The sequence below is a fragment of the Pantoea rwandensis genome (assembly GCF_002095475.1).
Taxonomy (GTDB): domain Bacteria; phylum Pseudomonadota; class Gammaproteobacteria; order Enterobacterales; family Enterobacteriaceae; genus Pantoea; species Pantoea rwandensis.
Genome location: NZ_MLFR01000010.1, coordinates 127,833 through 152,618 on the forward strand (window position 1 = coordinate 127,833; position 24,786 = coordinate 152,618).

26 protein-coding genes are annotated in these 24,786 nt (G+C 51.9%); 10 read left to right on the forward strand and 16 right to left on the reverse strand.

Annotation, left to right across the window (positions count from 1 at the left end):
- Positions 1–75: 75 nt before the first annotated feature.
- A complete protein-coding gene (gene artJ / locus HA51_RS12110; protein WP_084934744.1) occupies positions 76–807 on the forward strand; it encodes an arginine ABC transporter substrate-binding protein in 732 nt (243 codons plus the stop codon).
- A gap of 63 nt (positions 808–870) precedes the next feature.
- On the opposite strand, the gene rlmC is transcribed toward artJ, so the two are convergent.
- The 10 genes from rlmC to HA51_RS12165 all read right to left on the reverse strand — a co-directional run bounded on the left by rlmC (position 871) and on the right by HA51_RS12165 (position 9,735).
- The gene (gene rlmC, locus HA51_RS12115; RefSeq protein WP_084934745.1) at positions 871–2,007 is read right to left on the reverse strand and encodes a 23S rRNA (uracil(747)-C(5))-methyltransferase RlmC; all 1,137 of its coding nucleotides are present in this window, start codon (positions 2,005–2,007) and stop codon (positions 871–873) included.
- Positions 2,008–2,055: 48 nt separating this feature from the next.
- A complete protein-coding gene (locus HA51_RS12120; RefSeq protein WP_084934746.1) occupies positions 2,056–2,520 on the reverse strand; it encodes a YbjO family protein in 465 nt (154 codons plus the stop codon).
- 198 nt (positions 2,521–2,718) lie between these two features.
- Complete coding sequence (gene potI / locus HA51_RS12130) at positions 2,719–3,564, reverse strand: putrescine ABC transporter permease PotI (protein WP_084934747.1); 846 nt, start codon at positions 3,562–3,564, stop codon at positions 2,719–2,721.
- Positions 3,561–4,517, reverse strand: coding sequence for a putrescine ABC transporter permease PotH (gene potH, locus HA51_RS12135; protein WP_084934748.1), 957 nt, complete (start codon positions 4,515–4,517; stop codon positions 3,561–3,563). Before potH ends, potI begins: the two co-directional genes overlap by 4 nt.
- 9 nt (positions 4,518–4,526) lie before the next feature.
- Entirely contained in the window at positions 4,527–5,660 is a 1,134-nt protein-coding gene (gene potG, locus HA51_RS12140; protein WP_158087365.1) for a putrescine ABC transporter ATP-binding subunit PotG, read from the reverse strand.
- 120 nt (positions 5,661–5,780) lie between these two features.
- Positions 5,781–6,890: a spermidine/putrescine ABC transporter substrate-binding protein PotF gene (potF, locus tag HA51_RS12145; RefSeq protein ID WP_084934750.1), complete on the reverse strand. Its 1,110-nt coding sequence runs from the start codon at positions 6,888–6,890 to the stop codon at positions 5,781–5,783.
- 372 nt (positions 6,891–7,262) lie between these two features.
- On the reverse strand, positions 7,263–7,742 hold the full coding sequence (locus tag HA51_RS12150; RefSeq protein WP_084934751.1) for a YbjN domain-containing protein: 480 nt from the start codon (positions 7,740–7,742) through the stop codon (positions 7,263–7,265).
- An 86-nt stretch (positions 7,743–7,828) separates the two neighbouring features.
- The gene (rimK, locus tag HA51_RS12155) at positions 7,829–8,731 is read right to left on the reverse strand and encodes a 30S ribosomal protein S6--L-glutamate ligase (protein ID WP_084934752.1); all 903 of its coding nucleotides are present in this window, start codon (positions 8,729–8,731) and stop codon (positions 7,829–7,831) included.
- Between the two features lie 17 nt (positions 8,732–8,748).
- Positions 8,749–9,471 (reverse strand): oxygen-insensitive NADPH nitroreductase, encoded by a 723-nt coding sequence (nfsA, locus tag HA51_RS12160; RefSeq protein WP_084934753.1) that lies wholly within the window; start codon positions 9,469–9,471, stop codon positions 8,749–8,751.
- A 12-nt stretch (positions 9,472–9,483) separates the two neighbouring features.
- Entirely contained in the window at positions 9,484–9,735 is a 252-nt protein-coding gene (locus tag HA51_RS12165) for a DUF1418 family protein (RefSeq protein ID WP_084934754.1), read from the reverse strand.
- 190 nt (positions 9,736–9,925) lie between these two features.
- Here HA51_RS12165 and HA51_RS12170 point away from each other — a divergent pair, with 190 nt between their 5' ends.
- Complete coding sequence (locus HA51_RS12170) at positions 9,926–10,189, forward strand: GrxA family glutaredoxin (protein ID WP_084934755.1); 264 nt, start codon at positions 9,926–9,928, stop codon at positions 10,187–10,189.
- Between the two features lie 34 nt (positions 10,190–10,223).
- Here HA51_RS12170 and ybjM read toward each other — a convergent pair whose 3' ends face one another.
- On the reverse strand, positions 10,224–10,595 hold the full coding sequence (gene ybjM / locus HA51_RS12175) for an inner membrane protein YbjM (RefSeq protein WP_084934756.1): 372 nt from the start codon (positions 10,593–10,595) through the stop codon (positions 10,224–10,226).
- Between the two features lie 255 nt (positions 10,596–10,850).
- Here ybjM and HA51_RS12180 point away from each other — a divergent pair, with 255 nt between their 5' ends.
- From HA51_RS12180 to ybjG, 3 genes are all read left to right on the forward strand, one after another.
- The gene (locus tag HA51_RS12180; RefSeq protein ID WP_084934757.1) at positions 10,851–12,539 is read left to right on the forward strand and encodes an aspartate:alanine antiporter; all 1,689 of its coding nucleotides are present in this window, start codon (positions 10,851–10,853) and stop codon (positions 12,537–12,539) included.
- A 262-nt stretch (positions 12,540–12,801) separates the two neighbouring features.
- Positions 12,802–13,497 carry a phosphatase PAP2 family protein gene (locus tag HA51_RS12185; protein WP_245840203.1) on the forward strand — a complete coding sequence of 232 codons (696 nt, stop codon included), beginning with the start codon at positions 12,802–12,804 and terminating at the stop codon, positions 13,495–13,497.
- Positions 13,484–14,089, forward strand: a complete 606-nt coding sequence (gene ybjG, locus HA51_RS12190; RefSeq protein ID WP_084934759.1) for an undecaprenyl-diphosphate phosphatase — start codon at positions 13,484–13,486, stop codon at positions 14,087–14,089. The genes HA51_RS12185 and ybjG overlap by 14 nt, the downstream gene beginning before the upstream one ends.
- A gap of 31 nt (positions 14,090–14,120) precedes the next feature.
- On the opposite strand, the gene HA51_RS12195 is transcribed toward ybjG, so the two are convergent.
- A complete protein-coding gene (locus HA51_RS12195) occupies positions 14,121–15,326 on the reverse strand; it encodes a serine hydrolase (protein WP_084934760.1) in 1,206 nt (401 codons plus the stop codon).
- Positions 15,327–15,602: 276 nt separating this feature from the next.
- Here HA51_RS12195 and HA51_RS12200 point away from each other — a divergent pair, with 276 nt between their 5' ends.
- Positions 15,603–16,259 carry an HAD family hydrolase gene (locus HA51_RS12200; RefSeq protein WP_084934761.1) on the forward strand — a complete coding sequence of 219 codons (657 nt, stop codon included), beginning with the start codon at positions 15,603–15,605 and terminating at the stop codon, positions 16,257–16,259.
- 1 nt (position 16,260) lies between these two features.
- Here HA51_RS12200 and HA51_RS12205 read toward each other — a convergent pair whose 3' ends face one another.
- Positions 16,261–17,394 carry a PQQ-dependent sugar dehydrogenase gene (locus HA51_RS12205; RefSeq protein WP_084934762.1) on the reverse strand — a complete coding sequence of 378 codons (1,134 nt, stop codon included), beginning with the start codon at positions 17,392–17,394 and terminating at the stop codon, positions 16,261–16,263.
- A gap of 105 nt (positions 17,395–17,499) precedes the next feature.
- Complete coding sequence (locus tag HA51_RS12210) at positions 17,500–18,156, reverse strand: DUF3313 domain-containing protein (protein WP_084934763.1); 657 nt, start codon at positions 18,154–18,156, stop codon at positions 17,500–17,502.
- Between the two features lie 274 nt (positions 18,157–18,430).
- On the opposite strand from HA51_RS12210, the gene HA51_RS12215 reads away from it, so the two are divergent.
- Positions 18,431–19,720, forward strand: a complete 1,290-nt coding sequence (locus HA51_RS12215; protein ID WP_084934764.1) for a carbohydrate porin — start codon at positions 18,431–18,433, stop codon at positions 19,718–19,720.
- A 44-nt stretch (positions 19,721–19,764) separates the two neighbouring features.
- On the opposite strand, the gene HA51_RS12220 is transcribed toward HA51_RS12215, so the two are convergent.
- A complete protein-coding gene (locus HA51_RS12220; protein ID WP_084934765.1) occupies positions 19,765–20,400 on the reverse strand; it encodes a carbonic anhydrase in 636 nt (211 codons plus the stop codon).
- Between the two features lie 227 nt (positions 20,401–20,627).
- Here HA51_RS12220 and HA51_RS12225 point away from each other — a divergent pair, with 227 nt between their 5' ends.
- Entirely contained in the window at positions 20,628–21,050 is a 423-nt protein-coding gene (locus HA51_RS12225; protein ID WP_245840204.1) for a lysozyme inhibitor LprI family protein, read from the forward strand.
- A gap of 110 nt (positions 21,051–21,160) precedes the next feature.
- Positions 21,161–22,486, forward strand: a complete 1,326-nt coding sequence (gene rimO / locus HA51_RS12230; RefSeq protein ID WP_084934766.1) for a 30S ribosomal protein S12 methylthiotransferase RimO — start codon at positions 21,161–21,163, stop codon at positions 22,484–22,486.
- On the opposite strand, the gene HA51_RS12235 is transcribed toward rimO, so the two are convergent.
- Positions 22,483–22,932, reverse strand: coding sequence for a DUF4385 domain-containing protein (locus HA51_RS12235; RefSeq protein WP_084934767.1), 450 nt, complete (start codon positions 22,930–22,932; stop codon positions 22,483–22,485). The genes rimO and HA51_RS12235 overlap by 4 nt on opposite strands.
- Before the next feature lie 114 nt (positions 22,933–23,046).
- On the opposite strand from HA51_RS12235, the gene HA51_RS12240 reads away from it, so the two are divergent.
- On the forward strand, positions 23,047–24,720 hold the full coding sequence (locus tag HA51_RS12240) for a methyl-accepting chemotaxis protein (protein WP_084934768.1): 1,674 nt from the start codon (positions 23,047–23,049) through the stop codon (positions 24,718–24,720).
- Positions 24,721–24,786 lie beyond the last annotated feature (66 nt).

Sequence of the window (24,786 nt, forward strand, 5' to 3'; positions counted from 1 at the left end):
TTTATTGCATATAAATTCATTAACTGGCATCGTGTAAACCGTTTAATCTCTGGCATGGTTTACAGGAGTCATATAATGAAAAAATGGATAATTGCGGCTGCATTGGCAACGTTGACTATGAATGTTTATGCGGCTGAAAAGATTCGTTTCGCCTCTTCTGCCACTTACCCCCCTTTTGAATCTCTTGACCACGACAATCAGATCGTAGGCTTTGATATTGATCTGGCCAAGGCGTTATGCCAGCAGATGAAGGCCGAGTGCACTTTCACCAACAATGCTTTTGACAGCCTGATCCCGTCGCTGAAATTTCGCCGTTATGATGCGGTGATCTCGGGAATGGATATCACAGCTGAGCGCAGTAAACAGGTCGATTTCAGCCAGCCTTATTACGCTAACTCGGCGATTGTGATCGCGCACAAAGGCCAGTTTACTGATTTTAGCCAGTTGAAAGGCAAGCGTGTGGGTGTCGAAAACGGCACGACGCACCAGAAGTATTTGCTGGAGAAACATCCCGAAGTGATAGCCGTCGCTTACGACAGCTATCAGAACGCGATTCTTGATCTTAAAAACGGCCGCCTGAACGGCGTATTTGGCGACACTGCGGTCGTCAACCAGTGGTTGAAAGCCAATGACGATCTGAGCGCGGTGGGTGAGCACATCACCGATACCGAATACTTCGGCACCGGTTTGGGCATCGCGGTACGCAAAGGCAATGAGCCGTTGTTGAAAGAGCTGAATAGTGCGTTAGAGGCGTTGAAGGCCAACGGTAGCTGGCAACAGATTAACCAGAAGTGGTTCCCCGAGTAAGCATTATGGAACGGTGTAGCCTACAACCTGGCAGGTTCTGCACGTCCTCAGTCCCGGCTGCGGCTACGCTGTTCCACCCTTCTTGATCAGTAATGTCAGCACTTCAAAATGCGCGGTGTGCGGGAACATATCAAACAGCTGTACCCGGCTGACCTGGTAGTCCGCCAGACGCGCAATATCCTGCGCCATGCTGCTTGGGTTGCAACTGGAATAGAGAAGGTAATCCGGTGCCATTTGGCTGAGATAGGCACAGAGTTCCGCACCGATCCCACGGCGCGGCGGATTGACCAGTACCAACTGCGGCACGTGCTCACGCGAGGTGGCAAATTGCGTAGAGTCCAGCGCAGCGAAACTGACCTTATCTAACCCCAGCTGCTGCGCCGACTGTTGCGCGCAGGCAATCGCTTCTGCACTGATCTCAATGCCGGTTAGTTGCATCTCCGGTGTAGCGCAGTGCAAACCAAAGCCACCTACACCGCAAAACAGATCCCACATGCTGCTGACAGATAGCTCTGCTACCCATGTGCGCGCGGTCGCATAGAGATCGGCGGCGACTTGCGGATTGGTCTGGAAGAAACTCTGCGGGCGAATGTACAGTGGCACCTGGTTGAAGCACTCCGCCAGCGCCTGCTCTGGCGTCAGTGCAATCTCTTCTTCACCTTCCAAAATCGCCATATGCACTGGCTGAATGTTGGCAGAGATCACTTTTAACTGTGGCAACTGCTGTTGCAGCCATGGCAGCGCAGCACGAAGTTGTTGTAACTTGCTGGTCGATCGCAGCACAAATCGCAGCATCATACCGCCCTGGCTGCTCTCTGTTAGCAGCAGAAACTTCAGCTCACCGCGTTTGCGCGCCACATTGTAGGGTGTCAATCCCGCGCGTGCGATAAAGGGTTTGAGAACCTCGAACACGGGGATAAAGCTGGCGGGATAAAGTGGGCAGTCACAGAGGTCAACAGGTTCATCATCACGTGCAACCATCCCCAAAATGGGGCGCTCCACACTACCGCTCACCACCATTTTGGCTTTATTACGAAACCCCTGCTGTGCTGAGACGACGGGCGGTAAAAATTCGGCCACCGGCATCTGCGCCAGCAACTGCTCAAGCAGCGATTGCTTATCACTGAGCTGTTGCGAATAGGGTTTTTCCAGCCACTGACATGAGCGACAGCGACCGGCATCATAAAGCGCGCAATGCATGGAGAGGCCTGTATCCAAATTCGGGAGAAAAATCGGGGGCAGATTGTATCACCGGTGACGGAAAAAAGCGCGGCTGGTGGCGGGCACAAACAGCAGCAGTAGCACCATGACATCCGGTACTTTTTGCAACAGCGTATGGTGAACGATTTGCGCGTTAGTTTCGCCGGAAATGCTAAAGATTTCCGGATAGATCCAACCCACCGATGCCATCAACATATAGATCAGCACAATCACCTGCGTGGTGACATAACCCCAGCGCCCACGATTACTGCCGCGCATCAAGGTGAAAGCACAACGGAGTTCGAACAGGAAAATCAGTTGGCTCGCGATAAAGATCAGCGTGGAGTCCCAGGCCTGCGCACTGCGATGGACGAAATTAGCTATTTCCTCGAAACCCAACTCGTTTGCCAGCATCAGTACGCTTAGACAGCGCGTCGCAATGATAGCAATCCCCGCCACCACCACAGGTGCAGGTGTTGAACTTGCCATCGCATTTTTGAGGGTTTCCGACATCACTCAACTCCGTAACCATAAAAAAACGGGCAGGTCTTTCCCCAAATCAATTCACGTTTTAGGAAGGCGGCAACAGTGTGAATCCCCAGAAGCTTACCTAAGTAAGTGACTGGGGTGAACACAGGTAGCCAACGCACCTACAACGTGAAGAATGAAGGGGAAACCGGCCCGTTATTATATTGGCAAATGTTACGGCTTTCAGCCACGTCTGGCTTTCTGAATATCGCGTAAACGCTGCTTTTCTTCGTGCGCCATAAAGCGCCAGGCGATAAAGCCAACCAAACCGACGACAAACAAAATCAGCGAAGCCAACGCATTGATCTCAGGATTCACACCACGACGCACCGTGGCAAAGATTGCCATTGGCAAGGTGGTCGCACCCGGACCGGTTACAAAGCTGGAGATCACCAAATCGTCGAGCGACAGGGTAAAGGCCAACAGCCAACCGGTGACAATAGCCGGTGCGATCATCGGTACCGTAATCACGAAGAACACTTTGACCGGCGTCGCACCCAAATCCATCGCCGCCTCTTCAATGGAGCGGTCCAGCTCACGCAGGCGTGAGTTGATCACCACCGACACATAGGCGGTACAGAAGGTCACGTGCGCCAACCAAATCGTCAGCATGCCGCGATCGCTTGGCCAGCCAAAGGTGTTGCCCATGGCCACAAACAGCAGCAATAAGGATAAACCGGTGATGACATCTGGCATCACCAGCGGAGCGGTCAACATAAAGGCAAAACCGCTGTGACCACGGAAACGCCCAAAACGTACGATGATCACCGCCGCCATGGTGCCCAGTACCACCGCCATCGTGGCGGAGAGCGCTGCAATGGTCAGACTGAGCCCCACCGCGTCCAGCATGGCATCATCCTGGAACAGCACTTTGTACCAGTGGAAAGAGAAACTCTCCCATACGGTCACTAACTGCGAGCTGTTAAAGGAGTAAACCACCAGCAGCAACATCGGCGCGTACAGGAACATAAAGCACAATACCAGAATCGCAGTTCGCCACGGAGAGCGGATGGTCGGTAACTGATTCATTCCTTCTCTCCCAATTCACGGTTTTGATGCTTGTGGAACCAGATAATTGGCAGAATCAGAATCAACAGGATAATGACTGCCAGCGCAGAAGCGACGGGCCAGTCGCGGTTGTTAAAGAACTCCTGCCACAGGATGCGTCCGATCATGATGCTATCAGGGCCTCCAAGCAGTTCCGGGATGACGTACTCACCCACTGCCGGGATAAACACCAACATCGAACCGGCGATAATGCCGCCTTTGGTCAGGGGAACAATCACGCTGAAAAAGGTCTTCAACGGACGGGCACCGAGGTCCAATGACGCTTCCACCAATGAATAGTCGATACGCGTCAGTGCGGTATAAATTGGCAGCACCATAAACGGCAAATAGCAGTAAACGATACCGATATACACCGCGGTATTGGTGTAAAGGATCACCAGCGGATGATCAATGACACCCAACCACATCAGGAAGCGGTTAAGAATCCCGTTGTTGTTTAGCAACCCCATCCAGGCATAAACGCGCACCAGGAACGAGGTCCACGACGGTAAAATCACCAGCAGCAGCAAGATAGTCCGCATCGACGGCTTACTGTGTGCTACTGCCCACGCCAGCGGATAACCGATCAGCAAACAGATCACGGTGGAGATCGCCGCCACTTTTAGCGAAGTCAGATAGGCTTCGGCATATAGCGGGTCGTCGGTCAGCGTAATGTAGTTGCCGAGGTTTAAGACCAGATTGAGCTGATCGTCAGCCCAGGTGACCAAATCCGTGTAAGGTGGAATGGCGCGTGCAATATCAGCAAAGCTGATCTTCAGCACAATTAAAAACGGCAGCAGGAATAGCAGCGTTAACCACAGGTACGGCAGCGCAATAACCAGCTTACGGCCATGACGCATCTTAAGACGCGTGCCCCAGCGCTGTAACGGCGTGCCGACCAATTCAGGCTCTTTGCGTTGAGAAATCTGGCTCATTACGCCTCCTTAAACCGTCAGAACCACACAGCTGTCGGCATCCCAGCACAGGCGAACTTCATCGCCCCATGTTGGCGCACCTTTGCGGTAACGATGAGCATTCTGCAACTGCGCGCTAATCATCTGACCGCTGTGCAACCGTACATGGTAGATAGATAAATCACCGAGGTAGGCGATATGCACCACTTCACCCACGGCAAAGTTGCAACCATCAGCAGGCACCTCTTCACACAACATCACTTTTTCTGGACGTAATGCGACATGCACTGGCACGTTATCCACGATGGAAACATCGGTCTGAACTTTCAGCGGATGCACTAAACCTGGCGCATCAATCACCACGCCATCTTCCGCACGCTCACGCAGTAGGCCTTCAAACACGTTGACCGAACCAATAAACTCAGCGCTGTAACGGCTGGTCGGATGCTCATAAATCTCTTCCGGCTCACCAATCTGCACAAACTTGCCACGGTTCATGATGGCAATGCGCCCCGCCATGGTCATGGCCTCTTCCTGATCGTGCGTGACCATCACACAGGTCGCGCCCACACGCTCAAGAATATCCACCACTTCATGCTGCATGCGGTCGCGCAATTTCTTATCCAGCGCGCCCATTGGCTCATCGAGCAGCAGCAGCTTTGGTCGTTTCGCCAGGCTACGGGCGAGCGCCACACGCTGACGTTGTCCGCCAGACAGTTGATGCGGCTTACGTTTGGCAAATTCTTGCATGTGCACCAGCGTCAGCATTTCGGCGACACGGCTGCTAATTTCACCTTTCGGCAATCGGTCCTGCTTCAGGCCAAAGGCAATGTTCTGCTCCACTGTCATGTGGGGGAACAGCGCATATGACTGAAACATCATGTTGATTGGGCGTTGGTACGGCGGCACGTGTGACATATCCTGGCCGTCGAGCACAATCTGCCCACTGGTCGGTGGCTCAAAGCCCGCCAGCATACGCAGTAAGGTTGATTTACCGCAGCCGGATGCACCCAGCAGCGCAAAAATCTCGCCTTTATAAATCGTCAGGCTGACATCATCCACGGCGTGCTGGCCGTCAAAAGATTTGGTCAGGTTGCGAATTTCCAGCAGCGGCGTTAACGCCTTAGCCGTTTTATTTGGGGGGCGGGGAATCGCGTCGTTCACTAACATTTCTCCGGCGCTAAGCGGTGTAGCGCGGCACAGCCAGCCGCTAAAATGGCACAACAGAGGCCATCACCGCGCCTCTGTTGTCGTCTACAGGTAAATGAATTCGTTTATAACGAATTACTTACCACTTTTTACTTTAGTCCATGCACGGGTACGCGCACGATCCAGTTTCGGATCCTGGACTTTCAGCACAAACAATTTTGCCATGGCATCCGGGGTTGGATAGATACCTGGATTGTTGCGGATATCGGCATTCACCAGCGGCAGGGAGGCCTTGTTACCGCTCGCATAGTTAATTTTGTTGGAGACATTTGCGATGACGGCAGGATCCATCATGTAGTTCAGGAACTGATAGGCTTCATCCAGATTTTTCGCATCTTTTGGAATCGCAAACATGTCAAAGAATGCCAGAGCACCCTCTTTAGGCACGCTATAACCTAAGTGCACGCCATTGTTGGCTTTATTCGCGCGATCTTTCGCCTGCAGGATGTCACCAGACCAGCCGATGGCCACACAGATGTTGCCGTTAGCCAGATCGTTGATGTACTGAGACGAGTGGAAGTAACGAATATTTGGACGCAACTTCAGCAGCAGATCGGTTGCCGCACCTGTGTAATCTTTAGCGTCAGAACTGTTCGGATCTTTGCCAAGGTAATTCAGCACGGTAGCGAAGATCTCTTCCGGCGCATCGAGGAAGGAAACACCGCAGCTTTTCAGTTTTTCCAGATTTTCTGGTTTCAACACCAGATCCCAGCTATTAACCGGTGCATCAGTACCCAGTGCCGCTTTCACTTTATCGATGTTGTAACCGATGCCCGTGGTGCCCCACAGATAAGGAATCGCAAACTTGTTACCCGGATCGTGTTGGGCGACTTTCGCCATCAAGTCAGGATCGAGGTTTTTATAATTTGGCAGTTTGCTCTTATCTAGTTCTTGGAAAACACCCGACTGCAACTGGCGAGCAAGGAAACTTGAAGAGGGCACCACCACATCGTAACCGGTCGAGCCAGCCATCAGCTTGCCTTCCAGCACTTCGTTGGAGTCAAAGACGTCGTAGACCACTTTAATGCCGGTCTGTTTTTCAAAGTTCGGCACCGTCTCTGGCGCAATATAATCTGACCAGTTATAGACGTGCAGCGTTTTATCCTCTGCCTGAGCACTTACGGCCGTAGCCATCAGCACACCAGCAACCACACCTGGCAACCATTTTTTACGTTGGTTGATCATGTTTTCCTTCCTCCTGAGCGGGTCAATACAACGCTGCATACACGCGATCCTGACGTTGCGTCTTCTGTTTAATTTCAGACACACAATGAATCAATATTCAGCGGGAGTTTAATAGCAAAAACCTATACTTCAGCTGGGGTTGCAGGTCCCAAGCAGCCCCGCAAGAATAGCCCCACAGCTCCCCTCGTGCCAGATCCCAGCGTAAAAAACGCCTTTTAGCGATATCTTATGCATGTTTCTGCTATGGGGTTTGGCACAAGCGGCATAAAGCACGACTAATATCTGGCAATAAAGGGTTAAATGCAGAATAAAAAGTGGTAGGGCTAAAATGAAAACTGCCGCAAAAAGCGGCAGTTAGCGAGACGGGAAGGATTAGTGCAGCATGGCATGGCTACTGGAACTGGGCTGTCGTTCTTCTTCTTCGCCTATCATCAGTAGATTATTAGCAAACGCTTCCATGATCACCATAGAAATCCCCTCTTCACTCTGCTTCATGAAGTGTGAGAATTGACCGAAGGTTAAACCTGCGGTGGTACTCAATGACTGGCAGACAATCAGCTTTGGCAGATTGTCATCCTGAATGTCCATAAAGGCTTTTACCGTCAGCGAGCTGGCATTAATTTGCGATAAGTCGCCTACCAAAGGAATCAACGCAGTAGGCTTCACTTCAGCCAGTGCGGAGAAGAGGATGACGTCATCCACCAGGTCGATTTTTGCATCAAACACCCCGTCAAAATTCTGCATATGCGGCAGATGCAGTGCCTGGCAGGCATCGCATTCGAACCAGGTGATATTTTGTTGATCCAGCCAACGACGCAAAACGTCGATGTCAGGAACGACCAGTGAATCCATCGTTATATCCTGTGGGGTGAAGAAATAAGCGCCTTAGCTTACGGAAAAAGTCATATTGATGCCATGAAAACCGCGTAAAAGCGCGGTCAACCACCGGTTTTAAGACGATAACCAGGGCATGCATGCTGCTCAACCCACTGAATCATCATCGTGGCAATATCTAAACCTGTGTTACCTTCGATTCCTTCAAGGCCCGGCGAGGCATTGACCTCCATCACCAGCGGCCCTCGGTTGGCGCGTAAGATATCGACCCCCGCGACTTCAAGCCCCAGCGTAGACGCCGCTTTCACTGCGATGTCACGCTCCTGATCCGTAATCGTCACCGCATGCGCTTTACCGCCGCGATGCAGGTTAGAACGAAAATCGCCCTCTTTCGCTTCCCGTTCAATCGACGCCACCACCTCATTGCCAATCACCAAGCAACGAATATCGCGCCCTTTGGCTTCTTTAATAAATTCCTGTACCAGGATATGTGCATTCAGCCCACGGAAAGCATCGATCACGCTTTCAGCCGCCTGGCGCGTCTCCGCCAGCACCACGCCAATGCCTTGGGTGCCTTCTACCAGCTTCACCACCAGCGGCGCACCACCTACCATGGCGATCAAATCCTGCGTATCGTCGGGCGAGGAGGCAAAACCCGTAATGGGCATGTCGATGCCTTCACGCGCCAGCAGCTGCAGCGATCGTAGTTTGTCACGCGCCCGAGCAATGGCCACCGACTCATTCAATGGATAGCTGCCTAACATCTCAAACTGGCGTAACACCGCCGTGCCGTAAAACGTCGTGGCGGTGCCAATACGCGGAATAATGGCATCAAAATGGCCGAGCGGTTCGCCGCGATAGTGCACCGCAGGCGAATCTGAATTGATATTCATATAGCAGGAGAGCGGATCGATGATCTGCACATGATGACCACGCTCTTCCGCGGCGTCACGCAGGCGTTTACACGAAAAGAGTGACCCATCGCGAGTGAGAATGGCCATTTTCATTGCTGTGTTCCTTGTCCTTAACGCGTTGCCCAGCCCTGCTGATGCAGGTAATCCAACATAAACGGACGTGTTTCTTTGATAATCAGGCGCTGAATCAGCTCGCTCCAGGTTTCTGAACGCTGATTACTATCGCGCTGCTGATAGTATGCGGTAATTTGATTATCGTACTGTTTCAGCACATTTTTATCGACAGGCTGATAACGGTTTTCATGCACTAACATCGCTTGCGGTATACGGGGTTTGACGTCTGGCGCAGAGGCAGGGTGCCCCATGCAGAAGCCAAACAGTGGCAATACAAATTGAGGCAACGCCAGCAATTCGGTGACCTGCGCAATGCTATTGCGAATGCCGCCAATAAATACCCCACCCAGACCCAACGACTCGGCTGCCACCATTGCGTTTTGCGCCATCAAAGCCGTGTCAACGCAACCCAACAGCAACTGCTCTGCGCGTCCCAGATGCGCATCCGGGCAAATCTGCTGGTGACGATTAAAGTCGGCACAAAACACCCAGAATTCAGCGGCTGCACTCACCCATGGCTGGCCACCAGTGAGTTTTACCAGCTGTTCCCGCGTTTCCCGGTCAGTGATGCGGATAATTGAGGAGCACTGTAAAAAGCTCGAGGTTGAAGCCGCTTGTGCTGCAGCAATGATCGCGCTGCGCTGAGCATCTTCTATACCTTGCTCAGTGAATGCGCGAATAGAACGGTGGCTGCACAGTAAATCGATGGTCGGCGTCATAATCCTCTCCGGTTACTTCTTTTTGTTTGATTGATTGAACAACTGCGGTGCCATGGCTTTGGCCGTGCGCCACATCATGAGCCAAGCCGCGGGAAGCATCAGTGCTATGCCAAGAAAGAACAGCCACGTCGCCAGTGATTTCTTCGCCATAAAATCCGGGGCGCTGACCCAATCGTTGACCAGCAGCAGTGCACTGATAACGGCCAACACGCCAAGCACTTCCAGCAGCAAAACCGGTTTGGGCAGAGTCGCCAGATTACGCATGCAATGTTTCCTTTGTTGTTCAACGCGTTCTGTCAGATTTTATACCAAGCGTGTCGGTATATAGACATTGGGTATTAGATTAACAGGGAATGACTACTTTCATTAAGCAGGATGGGCGGGCATGATATGAGCCATTATTCACGCTGTAATGTGAAACAAGTCACAAAACAGCAGCGGAAGGAGAGAAGCAATGATTGCAGTGATTTTTGGCCGTTCAAGCTGCCCTTACTGCGTACGTGCGAAAGAGTTAGCCACTAAGCTGACCAACGAGCGCGACGATTTTAACTATCAGTACGTCGATATTCAGGCCACCGGTATTACCAAAGCCGACCTGGAAGCGCGTGCAGGCAAACCTGTCAGCACGGTGCCGCAGATTTTCCTGGATGACCAGCACATCGGGGGTTATACCGAATTTGCTGCCTGGACCAAAGAAAATCTGGGTGTAGAAGCATAATGATAACGGGCCTGCGGGCCCGTTTTTGATGCGGCTATTCGGCGCGCATCGCCAGCATAATCCTTAACAATCGCACCAGCAGCGCACCACATCCCGCCCAAAACAAGGCACTTAAACTCCAGGCGACAATCAGGAGCCAACTGTGCATAAGAGGCATCGTTAACCCTACCCACGCCATGCCCAGCAGCGTGCCGCCTAAGGCAACCCATAGCGTTCCGATCAACGGGCTATCCGGCTGCATCAGAGCCATTAACATGCCCGGCAATAAAAACAGCAATAATTCAGGCTGTCCGCGCACAGTTTGTTCGGCGGCGTCTGCCCAAAAATGATGTGCAAAAATAAACACCAGCGTGTAAAGCATCATACCCAGAACCGATGCTGGCCAGCGATTATTGCGCTGCAACATAACCATCCTCAACTTTGACGTTAACAATATTGAAACGTTTACTGCCCTGATGCGCGTAAGTGGAAATAAAAAGAAACAGCTGCTGGCAGAATGAATGAAAACTGCGGATAGCTGAGGGTGTTAATTATGATTAGAATGACGCCGCTCCTCATTAGGGTCTCCACCTTGCTGGCAGTAAGGACGCTTGCGGCTGCCACAAGATAGCGAAAAAAGTCCCTTTCATCAACTCGTTACAGGTAAAGAAGAAGTTAAACCGTGAACATTAACGTCGCAGAATTGTTAAGCGGAAATGACGTTCTGTTATTATTTGTCGTCTTAGCCTTGGGGCTGTGCTTAGGTAAATTACGCCTGGGTTCTGTGCAACTCGGTAATTCCATTGGTGTCCTTGTTGTTTCATTGATTTTGGGTCAGCAGCACTTCGCGATAAATACTGACGCATTGAGCCTCGGCTTTATGCTGTTTATTTTTTGTGTCGGTGTTGAAGCTGGGCCAAATTTTTTCTCAATTTTCTTCCGCGACGGTAAAAACTACTTCTTTCTCGCCATAGTCATGGTAATCAGTGCGCTGTTAATTGCTTTAGGTCTTGGCAAAGTCTTCGGATGGGATATCGGTCTAACGGCGGGCATGCTGGCAGGGTCAATGACATCCACCCCCGTGCTGGTTGGCGCCGGTGACACGCTGAGGCAAAGCATCAGTGACAGCCACCAGCTGAATATGATGCAGGATAATCTCAGCCTCGGTTATGCCCTCACCTATCTGATTGGTCTGGTTAGTCTGATTTTTGGTGCGCGCTATCTGCCCCGCCTGCAACATCAGGATTTGCCGACCTGCGCCCAACAAATTGCCCGTGAACGTGGCCTGGATGCTGATAGCCAGCGAAAGGTCTTCCTGCCAGTGATCCGCGCTTATCGCGTGGGCCCGGAGCTGGTTGAGTGGAGTGGTGGTAAAAACCTGCGTGAACTGGGTATTCATCGCCAGACTGGCTGCTATATCGAACGTCTGCGCCGCAACGGTATTCTCGCCAGCCCGGATGGTGACGCCATGCTGCAACTGGGTGACGAGATTTCGCTGGTGGGCTATCCCGATGCGCATGCGCGACTGGATCCCAGCTTCCGTAATGGCAAAGAAGTCTTTGATCGCGATTTGCTCGACATGCGCATTGTCACCGAAGAGATTGTGGTGAAAAACCATAATGCGGTGAACAAGCGGCTGAGCCATCTCAAACTCACCGATCATGGCTGCTTCCTGAACCGCGTGATCCGCAGCCAAATTGAGATGCCGATTGATGACAGCATTATGCTGAATAAAGGCGATGTGCTTCAGGTCAGCGGCGAAGCTCGTCGTGTAAAAAGCCTGGCAGACCGCATCGGCTTTATTGCTATTCACAGTCAAATCACCGATCTGCTGGCCTTCTGCGCTTTCTTTATCATCGGTTTGATGATCGGCATGATCACCTTCCAGTTCAGTAACTTTAGTTTTGGTATTGGCAACGCGGCAGGTCTGCTGTTTGCCGGCATCATGCTCGGTTTCTTGCGCGCCAACCACCCCACCTTCGGCTACATTCCGCAAGGTGCGCTGACCATGTTGAAAGAGTTTGGTCTGATGGTGTTTATGGCAGGTGTAGGGTTAAGTGCCGGTAGCGGCCTGCAACATGGTCTTGGCAGTGCGGGAGCCTTGATGCTGTTGAGCGGTCTGCTGGTGAGTTTGTTGCCGGTGGTGATTTGCTATCTGTTTGGCGCCTATGTGCTGCGCATGAACCGTGCCCTGCTGTTTGGTGCGATCATGGGCGCAAGGACCTGTGCGCCGGCAATGGAGATCATTTGTGACACTGCGCGCAGTAGCATTCCGGCACTGGGCTATGCAGGAACTTATGCGATTGCTAACGTTTTGCTGACGCTCGCGGGCACCCTGATTGTGATAATTTGGCCGGTTTTGCCTTTTTAAAAATATTTTTACGGCGTTCAGAACTTTCTTTTTAGGCCGCAGTCTGAATAAGTGCCACTGCTTTTCTTTGAAATCCCCAAATTGTGGAGCCCGCCAGTCTCTGACTTGCGGGTTTTTTTATGCCTGCTGTTCCTGCCGCTTAAGGTTCTCCTAAGCGTAGATTGCGACCCTACTCCTCTGATTTCGCTATTTTCAAACATTCATGCAACTTTCATCAAAGTTAAACACTCCAACAACCCGCAATGAGATTAAGAGCCCGACTATGTATTGTTTGTCTGGCCGCTTTTACGCTATCAACTTTATTTTACTGGCAATTTCAGCACTGATTTTTTTGCTGTGGTCACGCAACGAAAGCCTCGATATCGCTATCAGCCAGGTGTGGTTTGATCCCCTGACTCACACCTTTCCGTGGCAACACAACCGCTGGCTGGATCTGATTAATCATCGTCTGTTCAAAGATGTGATCATTATCGGTGCCGTGCTGCTGCTGTTGCGCGGTGTGCAGAAGCGTAATGGCCGCCGAGTACTGGTGGCCCTGCTGTTTGGCTTGGGTCCGTTAGTGGTCGGAATTTTGAAGGCGCACAGCGCGCATTCATGTCCGTGGGATCTGGCGATGTTTGGTGGTAAGGCAGCAACTTTTGCGCTGCTAGATGCCACACCGGCTAACAGCGGTCCGGGACAGTGTTTTCCCGGTGGCCATGCTTCCAGCGGTTTTGCCGTGATGGCGCTGTTTTTCTTATGGTGGCCTGAACGTCCTGGCCGCGCCCTGCTGGCGCTGTGTGTGGGTATCGCTATCGGTTTGCTGATGGGCTATGGTCAGGTCATGCGCGGCGCCCACTTCTTCTCACACAACCTGTGGGCGGGTTGGTGGGTGTGGCTTAGCCAGGTGCTGATTTTTGCTGGTGTTTCTTTTTGGGTAAACAAGACGAGGAAGACGAAACGTGATGGAAGCACTTAACCACACGATCTTTTTATGGATTAACGCCACCGCGGATTCACCGCAGTGGATGATCCATTTGGCCACCTTTATCGCGAAGGATGTGATTGCGATAGTGCCGTTACTGATTGTTGCGCTCTGGCTGTGGGGACCGCGAGACCAAGTGCAATCGCAGCGTGCCTTGGTGTTGAAAACCGGTATGGCTCTGATTTATGCACTGAGCATCTCGTGGTGCATAGGGCAACTGTTACCGCATCCACGTCCGTTTGCCATTGGGTTTGGGCACCAGTTCCTGGCGCACGCCGCGGATGACTCTTATCCCAGCGACCACGGCACCACTATTTTCACCTTTGCGTTGGCGTTTATCTTTTGGCATCGACTGTGGTCAGGCGTGATTTTGCTGGCCGTGGGCAGCGCAATTGCCTGGTCGCGCGTCTATCTCGGCGTGCACTGGCCGATGGATATGCTGGGTGGATTTTTGGTGGGTCTACTGGCGTGCCTGGCATCGCAAATGGCATGGCAGTTGTACGGTGAACGCATGCTGGGCTTCACCCATCAGGTCTACCGCGCATTGTTCGCTATGCCGATTAAGAAAGGCTGGATTCGCGAATAATATTGAGGGCGGCCAATTGGCCGCCCAAAAACTAACTAAACCACTTCCCAAACCAGCCGTTGAATTTCATCATAATGAAATCCCAGATGCGGCCAACGAATCCCCCTTCCGGTACATCTTCCATCACCACCAGCGGACGCTGATCCACCGTTTTGCCATCCAACTGGAAATCGATAGTGCCAACCACCTGATTTTTCTGTAATGGCGCTTCCAGTTGCGGTGAATTTAGCGTGAAACTCGCCTTAAGGTTTTTCATTTGGCCTTTTGGCACGGTGATAGCCGCGTCTTGTGCGACGCCCAAATTGACCTGACTGCGATCGCCAAACCAAACACGCTGCTGTGCAAAAGGTTTGTCTGCTTTGATGGGCGTGACGGTTTCATAAAAACGGAAACCCCACGTCAGTAACTTCTCACTTTCTCGAAAACGGATCGCGTCGGTTTGCGTGCCCAGTACCACCGAGATCAACCGCATATCACCCTCCACCGCCGACGCCACGAGATTGTTACCGGCACCCGAGGTATGACCGGTTTTAATCCCATCCACCTTCAGATTACTGCTCCACAATAAGCGGTTACGGTTCATCTGCTTGATATGGTTGAAGGTAAACTCTTTCTCGCTGTTCAAAGCATATTCATCGGGTACATCGCGGATCAGACGTTGACCAATAATGGCCATATCGCGTGCGGTACTGTACTGCCCTTCAGCATCCAGACCGTGCACCGTCATAAAGTGAGTATTTTGTAATCCAAAGGCTTTAACATAGTTGTTCATTAGCCCGATAAAGGAGTCCTGACTGCCGGCAACATAATCTGCCAGCGCGATACAGGCATCATTTCCCGACTGAATGACCACCCCTTTGTTCAGCTCAGAAACGGGAATGCGGTCGCCGGGCTTGAGAAACATCAATGATGAGCCACGAAGCTTTGGATTTCCGGTTGCCCACGCATCCTGTCCGATAGTGACAAGATCATCGTTATGAATTTTTCCTGCTTTAAGCGCCTGTCCTACTACGTAGCTGGTCATCATTTTGGTCAGACTGGCAGGGTCAAGACGCTGGTCGGCATTGGATTCCGCCAGCACTTTACCGCTGTTGTAATCCATTAACACCCAAGCTTTGGCCTCAATCTGTGGTGCATCAGGTGCCTGTTCAGCCTGAGTGGTGACGGGAAGGAAAAGCACTAATAATGAAGTGGCAGCCAGCGGCCGCAATTTGGAAATGACGGAGTTTTTTCTCATGAGCGTGACCAGATTGTCCTTGTTAAATCATGGTTTTCTTGCGGGTAAGACATGTCTTAACAAAAGCTACACGCTAAACGCCTGCGAACAAAACCGTCCAACCGTAAAGTTTTATAGAGTTTATTAGAGTAACCCTGGCACCAACCCCGATGCGCTGCCACTTTTGATGTGTTGCGCAAGATGAAAAATTGCGAGAAATTCCGATTTTTCGCAGAACGGTTAAGCAAGTCACAAATTTCCGTTAACCTGATGCCACTCAGCCCGAGGAGAACCATGATGGACTTAGCCGTTTTCGATCTGGACGAAACCCTGATATGTGAAGATAGCACCAGCCTATGGCTGCGTTGGCTGGTATCACAGGGATTCGCCCCTGAAGCACTCATCTCTCAAGAACAAGCACTGATGGAGAAATATCACGCCGGCACCCTGTCGATTGAAGAGTATATGAGCACGACGCTTGCCCCGCTCGCCGGCATGGCGACCTCGACCGTTGAGGGTTGGGTGCGGCGTTTTATTCATCGCGACATTTTGCCTCGCGTTTTCCCCGCTGCACGCGAACGTATTGACTGGCATCAGCAACGGGGCGACACGGTAATGATCATTACCGCCAGCGGCGATCATCTGGCGGTTCCTATCGCGCAACGTCTTGGGGTACATGGTGCACTGGCAATTGGTGTGGAAGTGCAGGACGAACGCTACAGCGGTCAAATTTATGGTACTGCCACCTATCGTGAAGGCAAGGTCACCCGCCTCAGTGACTGGAAGGCTTTACAGCAGGATCAACGATTTGAGCGCACCTGGGCCTACAGTGACTCCATGAATGACCTGCCGTTGCTGGCTCATGCCGATCACGCCTGGGTCATTAATCCCGATGCGCTGCTGCAACAAGAAGCTCAGCAGCGCGGTTGGGAAGTCTGCAATTGGGTACGTTAAACTAGCCGCGCGGGGTGCTGGCGTCTTGCGTCAGCCCCACTTTTAACAGCTTGCCGTTGGCTTCATCGGTTAGCACGTACAGATAGCCATCTGGCCCCTGTCGTACATCACGAATGCGTTCACCCCGATCCTGAAGCAAGCGCTGCTCTTCCACCACTTTCTCGCCATTGACCTGCAGGCGAATCAGGCTTTTCTCTTTCAACGCACCAATAAACAGCGAGTTTTTCCACTGTGGGAAACGCGCACTGTTGTAAAACGCCATGCCGCTGATGGCCGGTGACACTTTCCACCAGAACAACGGTTGTTCAGTGCCGTTCACCTGCGTGCCCTGAGATTCCGGGACTTTCTGTCCGCTGTAATCAATGCCATAGGTCGCCAGTGGCCAGCCGTAATTTTTCCCTTTCTCTGGAATGTTCACCTCATCGCCGCCGCGCGGGCCGTGTTCACTCTCCCAGATTTGCTGCGTCCACGGATTGAGCGCTAACCCCTGAGGATTACGCATGCCATAAGACCAAATCTCTGCACGTGCATCTTTTCGCTGCACAAACGGATTATCCGGTGGGATTTGACCATCCTTTGTCAGGCGCACGATTTTGCCGGAAAGCTTATCCAGTTGCTGAGCACTGCTGCTGGCAAAGTTGTCACCAAAGGCGATATAGAGGTAGCCCTGATGATCAAACGCCAGCCGAGTGCCGATGTTGGCGCCGCTGGAGAGTTTCGGCGTCTGCTCCAGCACCACTTTGAAGTCGCTTAATTGATGATTATCATCGCTCAACCGGCCGTAGCCTACTACGCCACCCGCACGCCCTGCGGCATCAGCGGTGGTGTAACTGAGCCACACGCGGCGGCTTTGCGCAAAATCGGGCGCTAATACCACATCCAGTAAACCGCCCTGTCGATTCGCCCAGACTTTTGGCACCCCAGTTATCGGTTGCGATAACCCGTTGCCCGGCTGCCAGCTGCGCAGTTGCCCGGATCGTTCGGTGATCAGCAGGGTTTGATTATCAGGTAGAAATGCCACAGACCAGGGATGGTCGAGTTTGTCCTGCAATACCTGAACTTGCACATCAGCAGCCAGGGAAGAATAGGAATAACTCAACGCACCCAACAGTAGCGCGGCAGGCAATAAACGCATGGGATTCTCCTTTTTACGGTCTGCCGTTAAGGGTAGTCAGCCCGTAAGAAAGGATGTGCAGGATTTACAAAACATTAAGCCCGGCGCAGAGGCCGGGCAACAAAATCAAGGTGCAGAGAACGCGACGGCATCGCGCACCATTTCGTCGATGCCAGGGCGGACATCGTTGAGGGTAATCGGCGCGCTGTTGTTCGGTAATGACTTGCCAAACGCTTTACGCACCACTTTGATCAACGGCTTACCCGTTTGGGCATCGACCGCTTCCACTTCCAGGAACAGCGCGCTGTTCTGCGTACGATGCCCTGTTGCAGCCATAGTGCTGGCGACAACCGCAGCAATCGGCACCACTTCATAGAACTGCATACCCTCATTTTCTGCTGTCACCGCGGTGATAGCACTTCTCACGCGAAGAGTGTGCGCACCTGGCTTCGCGACCACCGGTTTACGGGCAGCCACGGCTTGTTTTAACTGGCTATCAGTGTATTGACGAATTTGATCCAGCGTCTGCTGGCTGATGCGCTCATTCGGACGCGCGGCGGGATAATAGACCACCGGCTCAAACACCACGTTGGTGTAATCCGCACTGTGATAATCCGGCGAGATCCAGCGCAGTGTCGGTTTACCGCTCGGTGACTGCGCCGATTTCAACTGGCTGTAATCGCCGAGAAAACCCGAGAATTGTTGTTTATCAGCAACGTGAGAAGTACAGCCGACGGCCAACATCGCCAGCGTTAAGGCTGGAATATAAAGTCGAAATCGCATGAGTGAGCCCTTATAAGAGGTAAACGCTTCTCAAGTGTAGATTGCATGCTGATAACACAGATAAAAATTTACCACTTAACCGAGTGCAGCGTGATCTGATGAATGCTTTTGGTTATAGAAGACACGAATTAGTGCAATTAACGTCGCCAAACCCCAAGTTACGAAATGATGCAAATAGAAATATAAGGACAAACATGGCGCTTAAGAATGTTAACCCCATAGCGCGAACCAAACGGTACAATAACAACGCATATCAACTTTTCACAATTTCCCCATGAAAACCAACAATTTTAAAGTCAAAACTCTTATTGCGGCGCTGCTGTTAGGTTCAACGCTCTCTGCAGCACAAGCCAGTGATTTTTTTCATCAGGATACGCTTACCGGTGACTGGGAGGGTGCACGCAGCGCACTCGTTCAGCAAGGTGTGACACTAAGCGGCGATTATGTTTCTGAAACGGCAGGCGTGCTCAACGGAGGCCAGTCTTATGGCACTCGCTATGCTCAACAAATTCGTTTGGGAGCCACCTTCGACTTAAACCGACTGTTTAGTGCAGACCAGGCGGGTACGGTACAGCTCACCCTCAACGATCGCCGTGGTCGCAGCACCTCAGGTGATTTGGTGGGTAACCGTTTACCGGTTCAGGAAGTGTATGGCGGTGAATATACCCGCCTGAGCGAATTCAGCTATGCCAACTGGTTAGTCACCCCACAATTGCAGTACAAGTTAGGACTGCTAGCGATGGGCAATGACTTTGGTGGCTTATCCATCCTGACCAATTTTATGAACGCCGGATTTTGCGCTCACCCGCTCTCGATGTCAGGTGGCAGCGGCTGGGGTAACTATCCCAACGCACACCTCGGTGGCGAGCTTAAATACAACTTTAACGACAGCTGGGCATTGCAAACAGCCGTGTTCAACGTGAACCCCGAACAAAATAGTGAATCCTCACGTGCCTTCAAGCCATTCGCACCAGGCACGACAGGCTATATCGTCCCGGTTGAGCTGATCTACAACTTGCACAGTGCTTTACCAGGACAATACAAGCTGGGTTATTACTTCGACAGTTCAAACGTGGCGCGCATAGACAAACCTGACCGACGCGCGAATAAACGCTGGGGTGCCTATATTCTGGCCGATCAGACCGTTTGGCAATCCACTGCTTTACGAAGTCAAAATCTGCATGTGTTCGGTCAAGCGACCACCACGGATGAGGCAACGTCCACCTTCCGTCATTGGTACTCTGCGGGTCTGGTATTAAACGGTCCGTTTGCTGCACGCCCAAATGATGCGATTGCCATTGGTTATGGTCGAGCTGTTTATAATCAGCACAGCCGTGACAATGCGGTGGAGGGTTTACGTGCCAAAGACGAGCTTGCGGCGGCGGACGCCATGAACAGTCTGGATATCGGTGAGCAACTGATTGAGCTGACCTATACCCTGCAAGCGACACCTTGGTTGTCAGTGCGCCCAAGCGTGCAGTACATCAAGGAGCCAGGTGCCTTTTCCAACAAAGAGATCAAAGATGCTTGGGTGACAGGCGTTCAGGTCAAAGTGAATTTCTGATCAATATCGCCTTCTGCGACTGACGCAGAAGGCGTGCTAACACTTTATTCGAAGCAAGTTTCTGGATTATCTGACAGTGAAATAAACGACTCACCGCCTTTGGTCAGGGCGATAATACCGCCGCTCTCAATATCATAAACCCACCCATGCAGGCGAACTTTGCCTTTACGCAGCGCGACGGCTACGGAAGGGTGTGTTTTGATATTGTGCAGTTGGGCAATCACGTTCTCTTTCACCATCTCTTTCAGGCGCGTTTCCACCGACTCATAGTTACGCTCTTCCACCACGGCTTTTGCCGCGTTGGCGTAATGTAACCAATGATCGACAGCGGGCATGCTTTCCAGATCGGCATTCGCCGCAATGGCATTCATCGCGCCACAGTTGGAGTGACCACAGATAATAATTTCTGAAACGCCGAGTGCCACCACGGCATATTCAATCGTGGCTGACACACCGCCAGGCTCTGGCCCAAACGGCGGCACAATATTACCGGCGTTACGGATCACGAACAGCTGACCCGGTTCCGACTGCGTTACCAGTTCCGGCACCAGACGGCTGTCTGAACAGGAAATGAATAACGCTTTAGGATTCTGGTTAGAAGCCAGACTTTTGAAAAGATCCTTCCTTTCAGGGAACACATTCTGTTGAAAATTCAGAAAACCTTTTACGATCTCTTGCATTTGTCTGCTCTCACATTATCCACTTCTGCTTAGGCTATGAGACACTGCCGTCCGCGCGAGTTAAAATTCTTCAGTGACGAGAATAACTTACAATCACCAATCAAATATTTAAGCAAAACGGGTTGGATTACACAACTCGGATCACCCAACCCGAAAGTAAAACTAACTGTAGAATTGTCGATAATAATAGCGACTCAACACCCTCTACACCTCAGATAAGGATAGCGATGAGTATGAAAAAGTTGCTGGTTATTTCTCTGCTGGCCCTCAGTGGGCACGCTATTGCCGCCGATGCAGATATTGCCAAACCCCTTGATGACACGCTGCAAACCTGTAAGAACAAGGCAAATAGCACACTGGAAACCGCTGATTGCTATCAAAAGGCCACCCAAGCCTGGGACAAGATGCTCAACGTGCAATATCAAGCACTGTTGAGTGGCCAAAGTGAAGCATTCAAACAAAAAATGAAAATCTCCCAACGCAGCTGGATCAAATACAAAGAAGACTATTTTTCAGCCATGGAGAGCTTCTATCAGCAACAGCAGGGCACCATTTGGGGGCTGGTTGCAGCGGAATCAAAATTGAATGTGATCCGTGATAAGGCATTGGATTTATATCGGTTGCGTAACAGCACCAATATGGAAGGATAACGTTGTCGCGGAGAATACGCTCCGCGCTTCATCTTCCCTATACATTTTCTTCAGCAACCTCTGTACAATCGCCCCCCTATCCACACTAATTATGATGAATTCTTATTCTTATGAGCCATGTCAAAAATCCGCCGCGCGTGGGATTCGTCTCACTCGGTTGTCCAAAAAACCTCGTCGACTCTGAACGCATCCTGACGGAACTGCGTACTGAAGGTTACGATGTGGTGCCACGCTACGATGATGCGGAGATCGTCATCGTTAACACCTGCGGATTTATTGATAGCGCCGTACAGGAATCACTGGAAGCGATTGGTGAAGCACTGAACGAAAACGGCAAAGTGATCGTGACCGGCTGCCTGGGTGCCAAAGTGGATCAGATCCGCGAAGTGCATCCTAAAGTGCTGGAGATCACCGGCCCTCATAGCTACGAGCAAGTGCTGTCACACGTTCACACCTACGTGCCAAAGCCTGAGCACAACCCGTTCCTCAGCCTGGTGCCGGAACAGGGCGTGAAGTTAACACCGCGCCATTACGCTTACCTGAAAATTTCCGAGGGCTGTAACCACCGTTGCACCTTCTGCATCATTCCATCCATGCGTGGCGATCTCGATAGCCGTCCCATTGGCTCGGTACTCGATGAAGCCAAACGTCTGGTAGAAGCGGGCGTGAAAGAGTTGCTGGTGATTTCGCAAGATACCTCTGCCTACGGCGTGGATGTGAAGCATCGCACCGGTTTCTGGAATGGATCGCCGGTAAAAACCAGCATGGTCAGCCTGTGCGAGCAGTTGGCTAAGCTTGGCGTCTGGGTACGTCTGCACTACGTCTATCCCTACCCACATGTGGATGATGTGATTCCACTGATGGCGGAAGGTAAAATCCTGCCGTATCTGGATATCCCACTGCAACACGCCAGCCCGCGCATTCTGAAGTTAATGAAACGCCCTGGCGCGGTTGAGCGCACGCTGGAGCGCATCAAGCGCTGGCGTGAAATCTGCCCAGAACTGACGTTGCGTTCGACCTTTATTGTCGGCTTCCCAGGTGAAACCGAAGAAGATTTCCAGATGCTGCTCGACTTCCTGAAGGAAGCACGTCTGGATCGCGTAGGTTGTTTCCAGTACAGCCCGGTTGACGGTGCGACCGCTAACCAACTGCCGGATCAAGTACCGGAAGATGTGAAGCAAGAGCGCTTTGACCGCTTCATGCAGTTGCAGCAGAAAATCTCTAGCGAACGTTTGCAGGAGAAGATTGGCCGCGAAGTGCTGGTTCTTATCGATGAAGTCGATGAAGAAGGCGCGGTTGGCCGTAGTATGGCCGATGCGCCTGAGATTGACGGTGCCGTCTATCTCAATGGCGATCGCCAGGTGAAAGTCGGTGACGTGGTGCGTGTGAAAGTTGAACACGCCGATGAATACGATTTATGGGGTACGCGCGTTTAGCCGTACTTCTGCTGGTGCGCCCGTTTGCGCGCCAGATAATCGGTATCCGCTCTCAGCCGATCCCAGCAAGATTTGAATATGGCCGCCGCTGCGGCCTTTTCTTTTTCTGTGGTACGCGGCAACTCTTTGCCTTCGGCATCATATTTGCGCCCGCCTTTGTGATTGCTGTAGCGGCGTGCGCGGGTATAGCCCATCTGAATAAACTTGCGCGCCATATCCATGCCGACAAAGTCGTCCTGCGCGCGATAGCCCTCAAACAGCTGCATGATCTGGACAGAAGATTCTTGGGCTAATTCCACGGTACGGAAGCGCCAGGACGGAAGGATTTCGCTCTTATAAGGCTCCACCATCAAGACCCCCTGCTCACCGCGTCCCACCTGATAAAGGTCTGGCCGCTGTCGAAAATCGATATTCTTAAAGTCTTGTTCGTAATCAAAGGGTTTCACTGCATTTCTCCTGCACGACATTATCACATGTTGCAATTATTTTTTTCCGGCACTGGAGCAATACGCTTTCACACCGATAACCTCTCTACCAGCCTACTTTGCCCAGAGAAAATCATGTTGACGAAAATGAAAATTGTGACTGCCATCATATTGATGCTGTTGGTATTCACCGCCATGCAGGCCATCTCCGGTTCGCTATTTTTATCTTCCCTGATCGCTGGCCAGCATAATTTCACCGCCAGTAACCAACTGTCACATCAACAACGTGAGTTCTCCGACAGCTGGCAAACGCTGGTGAAAACGCGCGTCATCATCAACCGCGTCGCGATTCGTATCCTGAAAAATCAGACTGATGAAGCTTCACGCGCTGCCATCAACAAGCTGCTGGTTTCAGCCGGTGCATCGCTTGATGAAGCTAAACAGCACTTTGACCGCTACAAAAGTGTCCCACGTATTACGGGGCAAAGTGCAGCTTCCGCCCTGCTTATAGAAAGTAAATTCAACAACTACTACCAACTGCTGAATAAATCTGCGACCTTCCTGAAAGCCAACAACTACGCCGCCTATGGCGAGTTGGATGCACAGCAGGCGCAGGATGATTTGGAAGCGGCCTACAAGCAATGGCGTGGCGACAACGTTCAATTGATCAATGCGCGCGCTGCAGATAACGATAGCACTTATCAGCATATGCTGGTGATGGTCGTGGTGATGGCGGTGATTGTGGTGCAGTTGCTGGTGGTCGTATGGCTGCTGGTCCGCCGCATTCTGCTGGCTCCGATGAAGCAGGTGCAGCAGCAAATGGAACGTTTTGCCGACGGCGACCTCTCTGCCAGTCTGAAGATTGAAGGCCGTAGCGAAATGGCCGCTATCGCCACGAGCCTTAACCATATGCAACAGGCATTGTTGAGCACTATCAACAATGTCCGCGACAGTGCCGATGCCATTTTTGGTAGTGCCAGCGCGATCGCTAACGGCAACAACGATCTCTCATCGCGTACCGAACAACAAGCCGCCTCGCTGGAAGAGACCGCCGCCAGCATGGAAGAGCTGACTGCCACCGTCAAACAGAATGCTGATAACGCCCGTCAGGCCTCGCAGTTGGCGAAAACCGCGTCGGAAACCGCAGACAAGGGCGGCAATGTGGTCGATGGCGTAGTAAAAACCATGCGTGATATTGCCGATAGTTCGAAAAAAATTGCCGACATTACCAGCGTGATCGACGGTATTGCTTTCCAGACCAATATTCTGGCGCTCAATGCTGCCGTTGAGGCAGCACGCGCTGGAGAACAGGGACGTGGCTTTGCCGTGGTGGCGGGTGAAGTCCGTAACCTGGCGCAGCGCAGTGCGCAGGCAGCGAAAGAGATTAAGCTGCTGATTGAAGGCTCCGTGCAGCGCGTCAATTTAGGCTCACAACAGGTGAGCAGCGCCGGCGATACCATGCAGGAGATCGTCAGTGCTGTAACGCGTGTGACTGACATCATGGGCGAAATTGCATCGGCTTCTGACGAGCAGAGTCGCGGTATTGATCAGATTGGTGTGGCGGTGAATGAGATGGATCGCGTAACGCAGCAGAATGCCACGCTGGTTCAAGAATCGGCTAACGCCTCGGCTTCGCTGGAGCAACAAGCGAGTAGCCTGTCGTCTGCGGTCGCACGCTTCAAAACCGGTTCACGTGCAGTGGCAGTGATAGCGCCGGTGACGAAAGCGGTGAAAGCGCCTATCGCAACACCCCCACGTGCCCTGCCCGCTGCCGGAGCGCACAGCAATGACAATTGGGAAACCTTCTGACTCAACAAAAATCGGAGCGCCATCAATAGCGTAATGCCGCTCACTTAAGCCAATGTGTGCGAATTT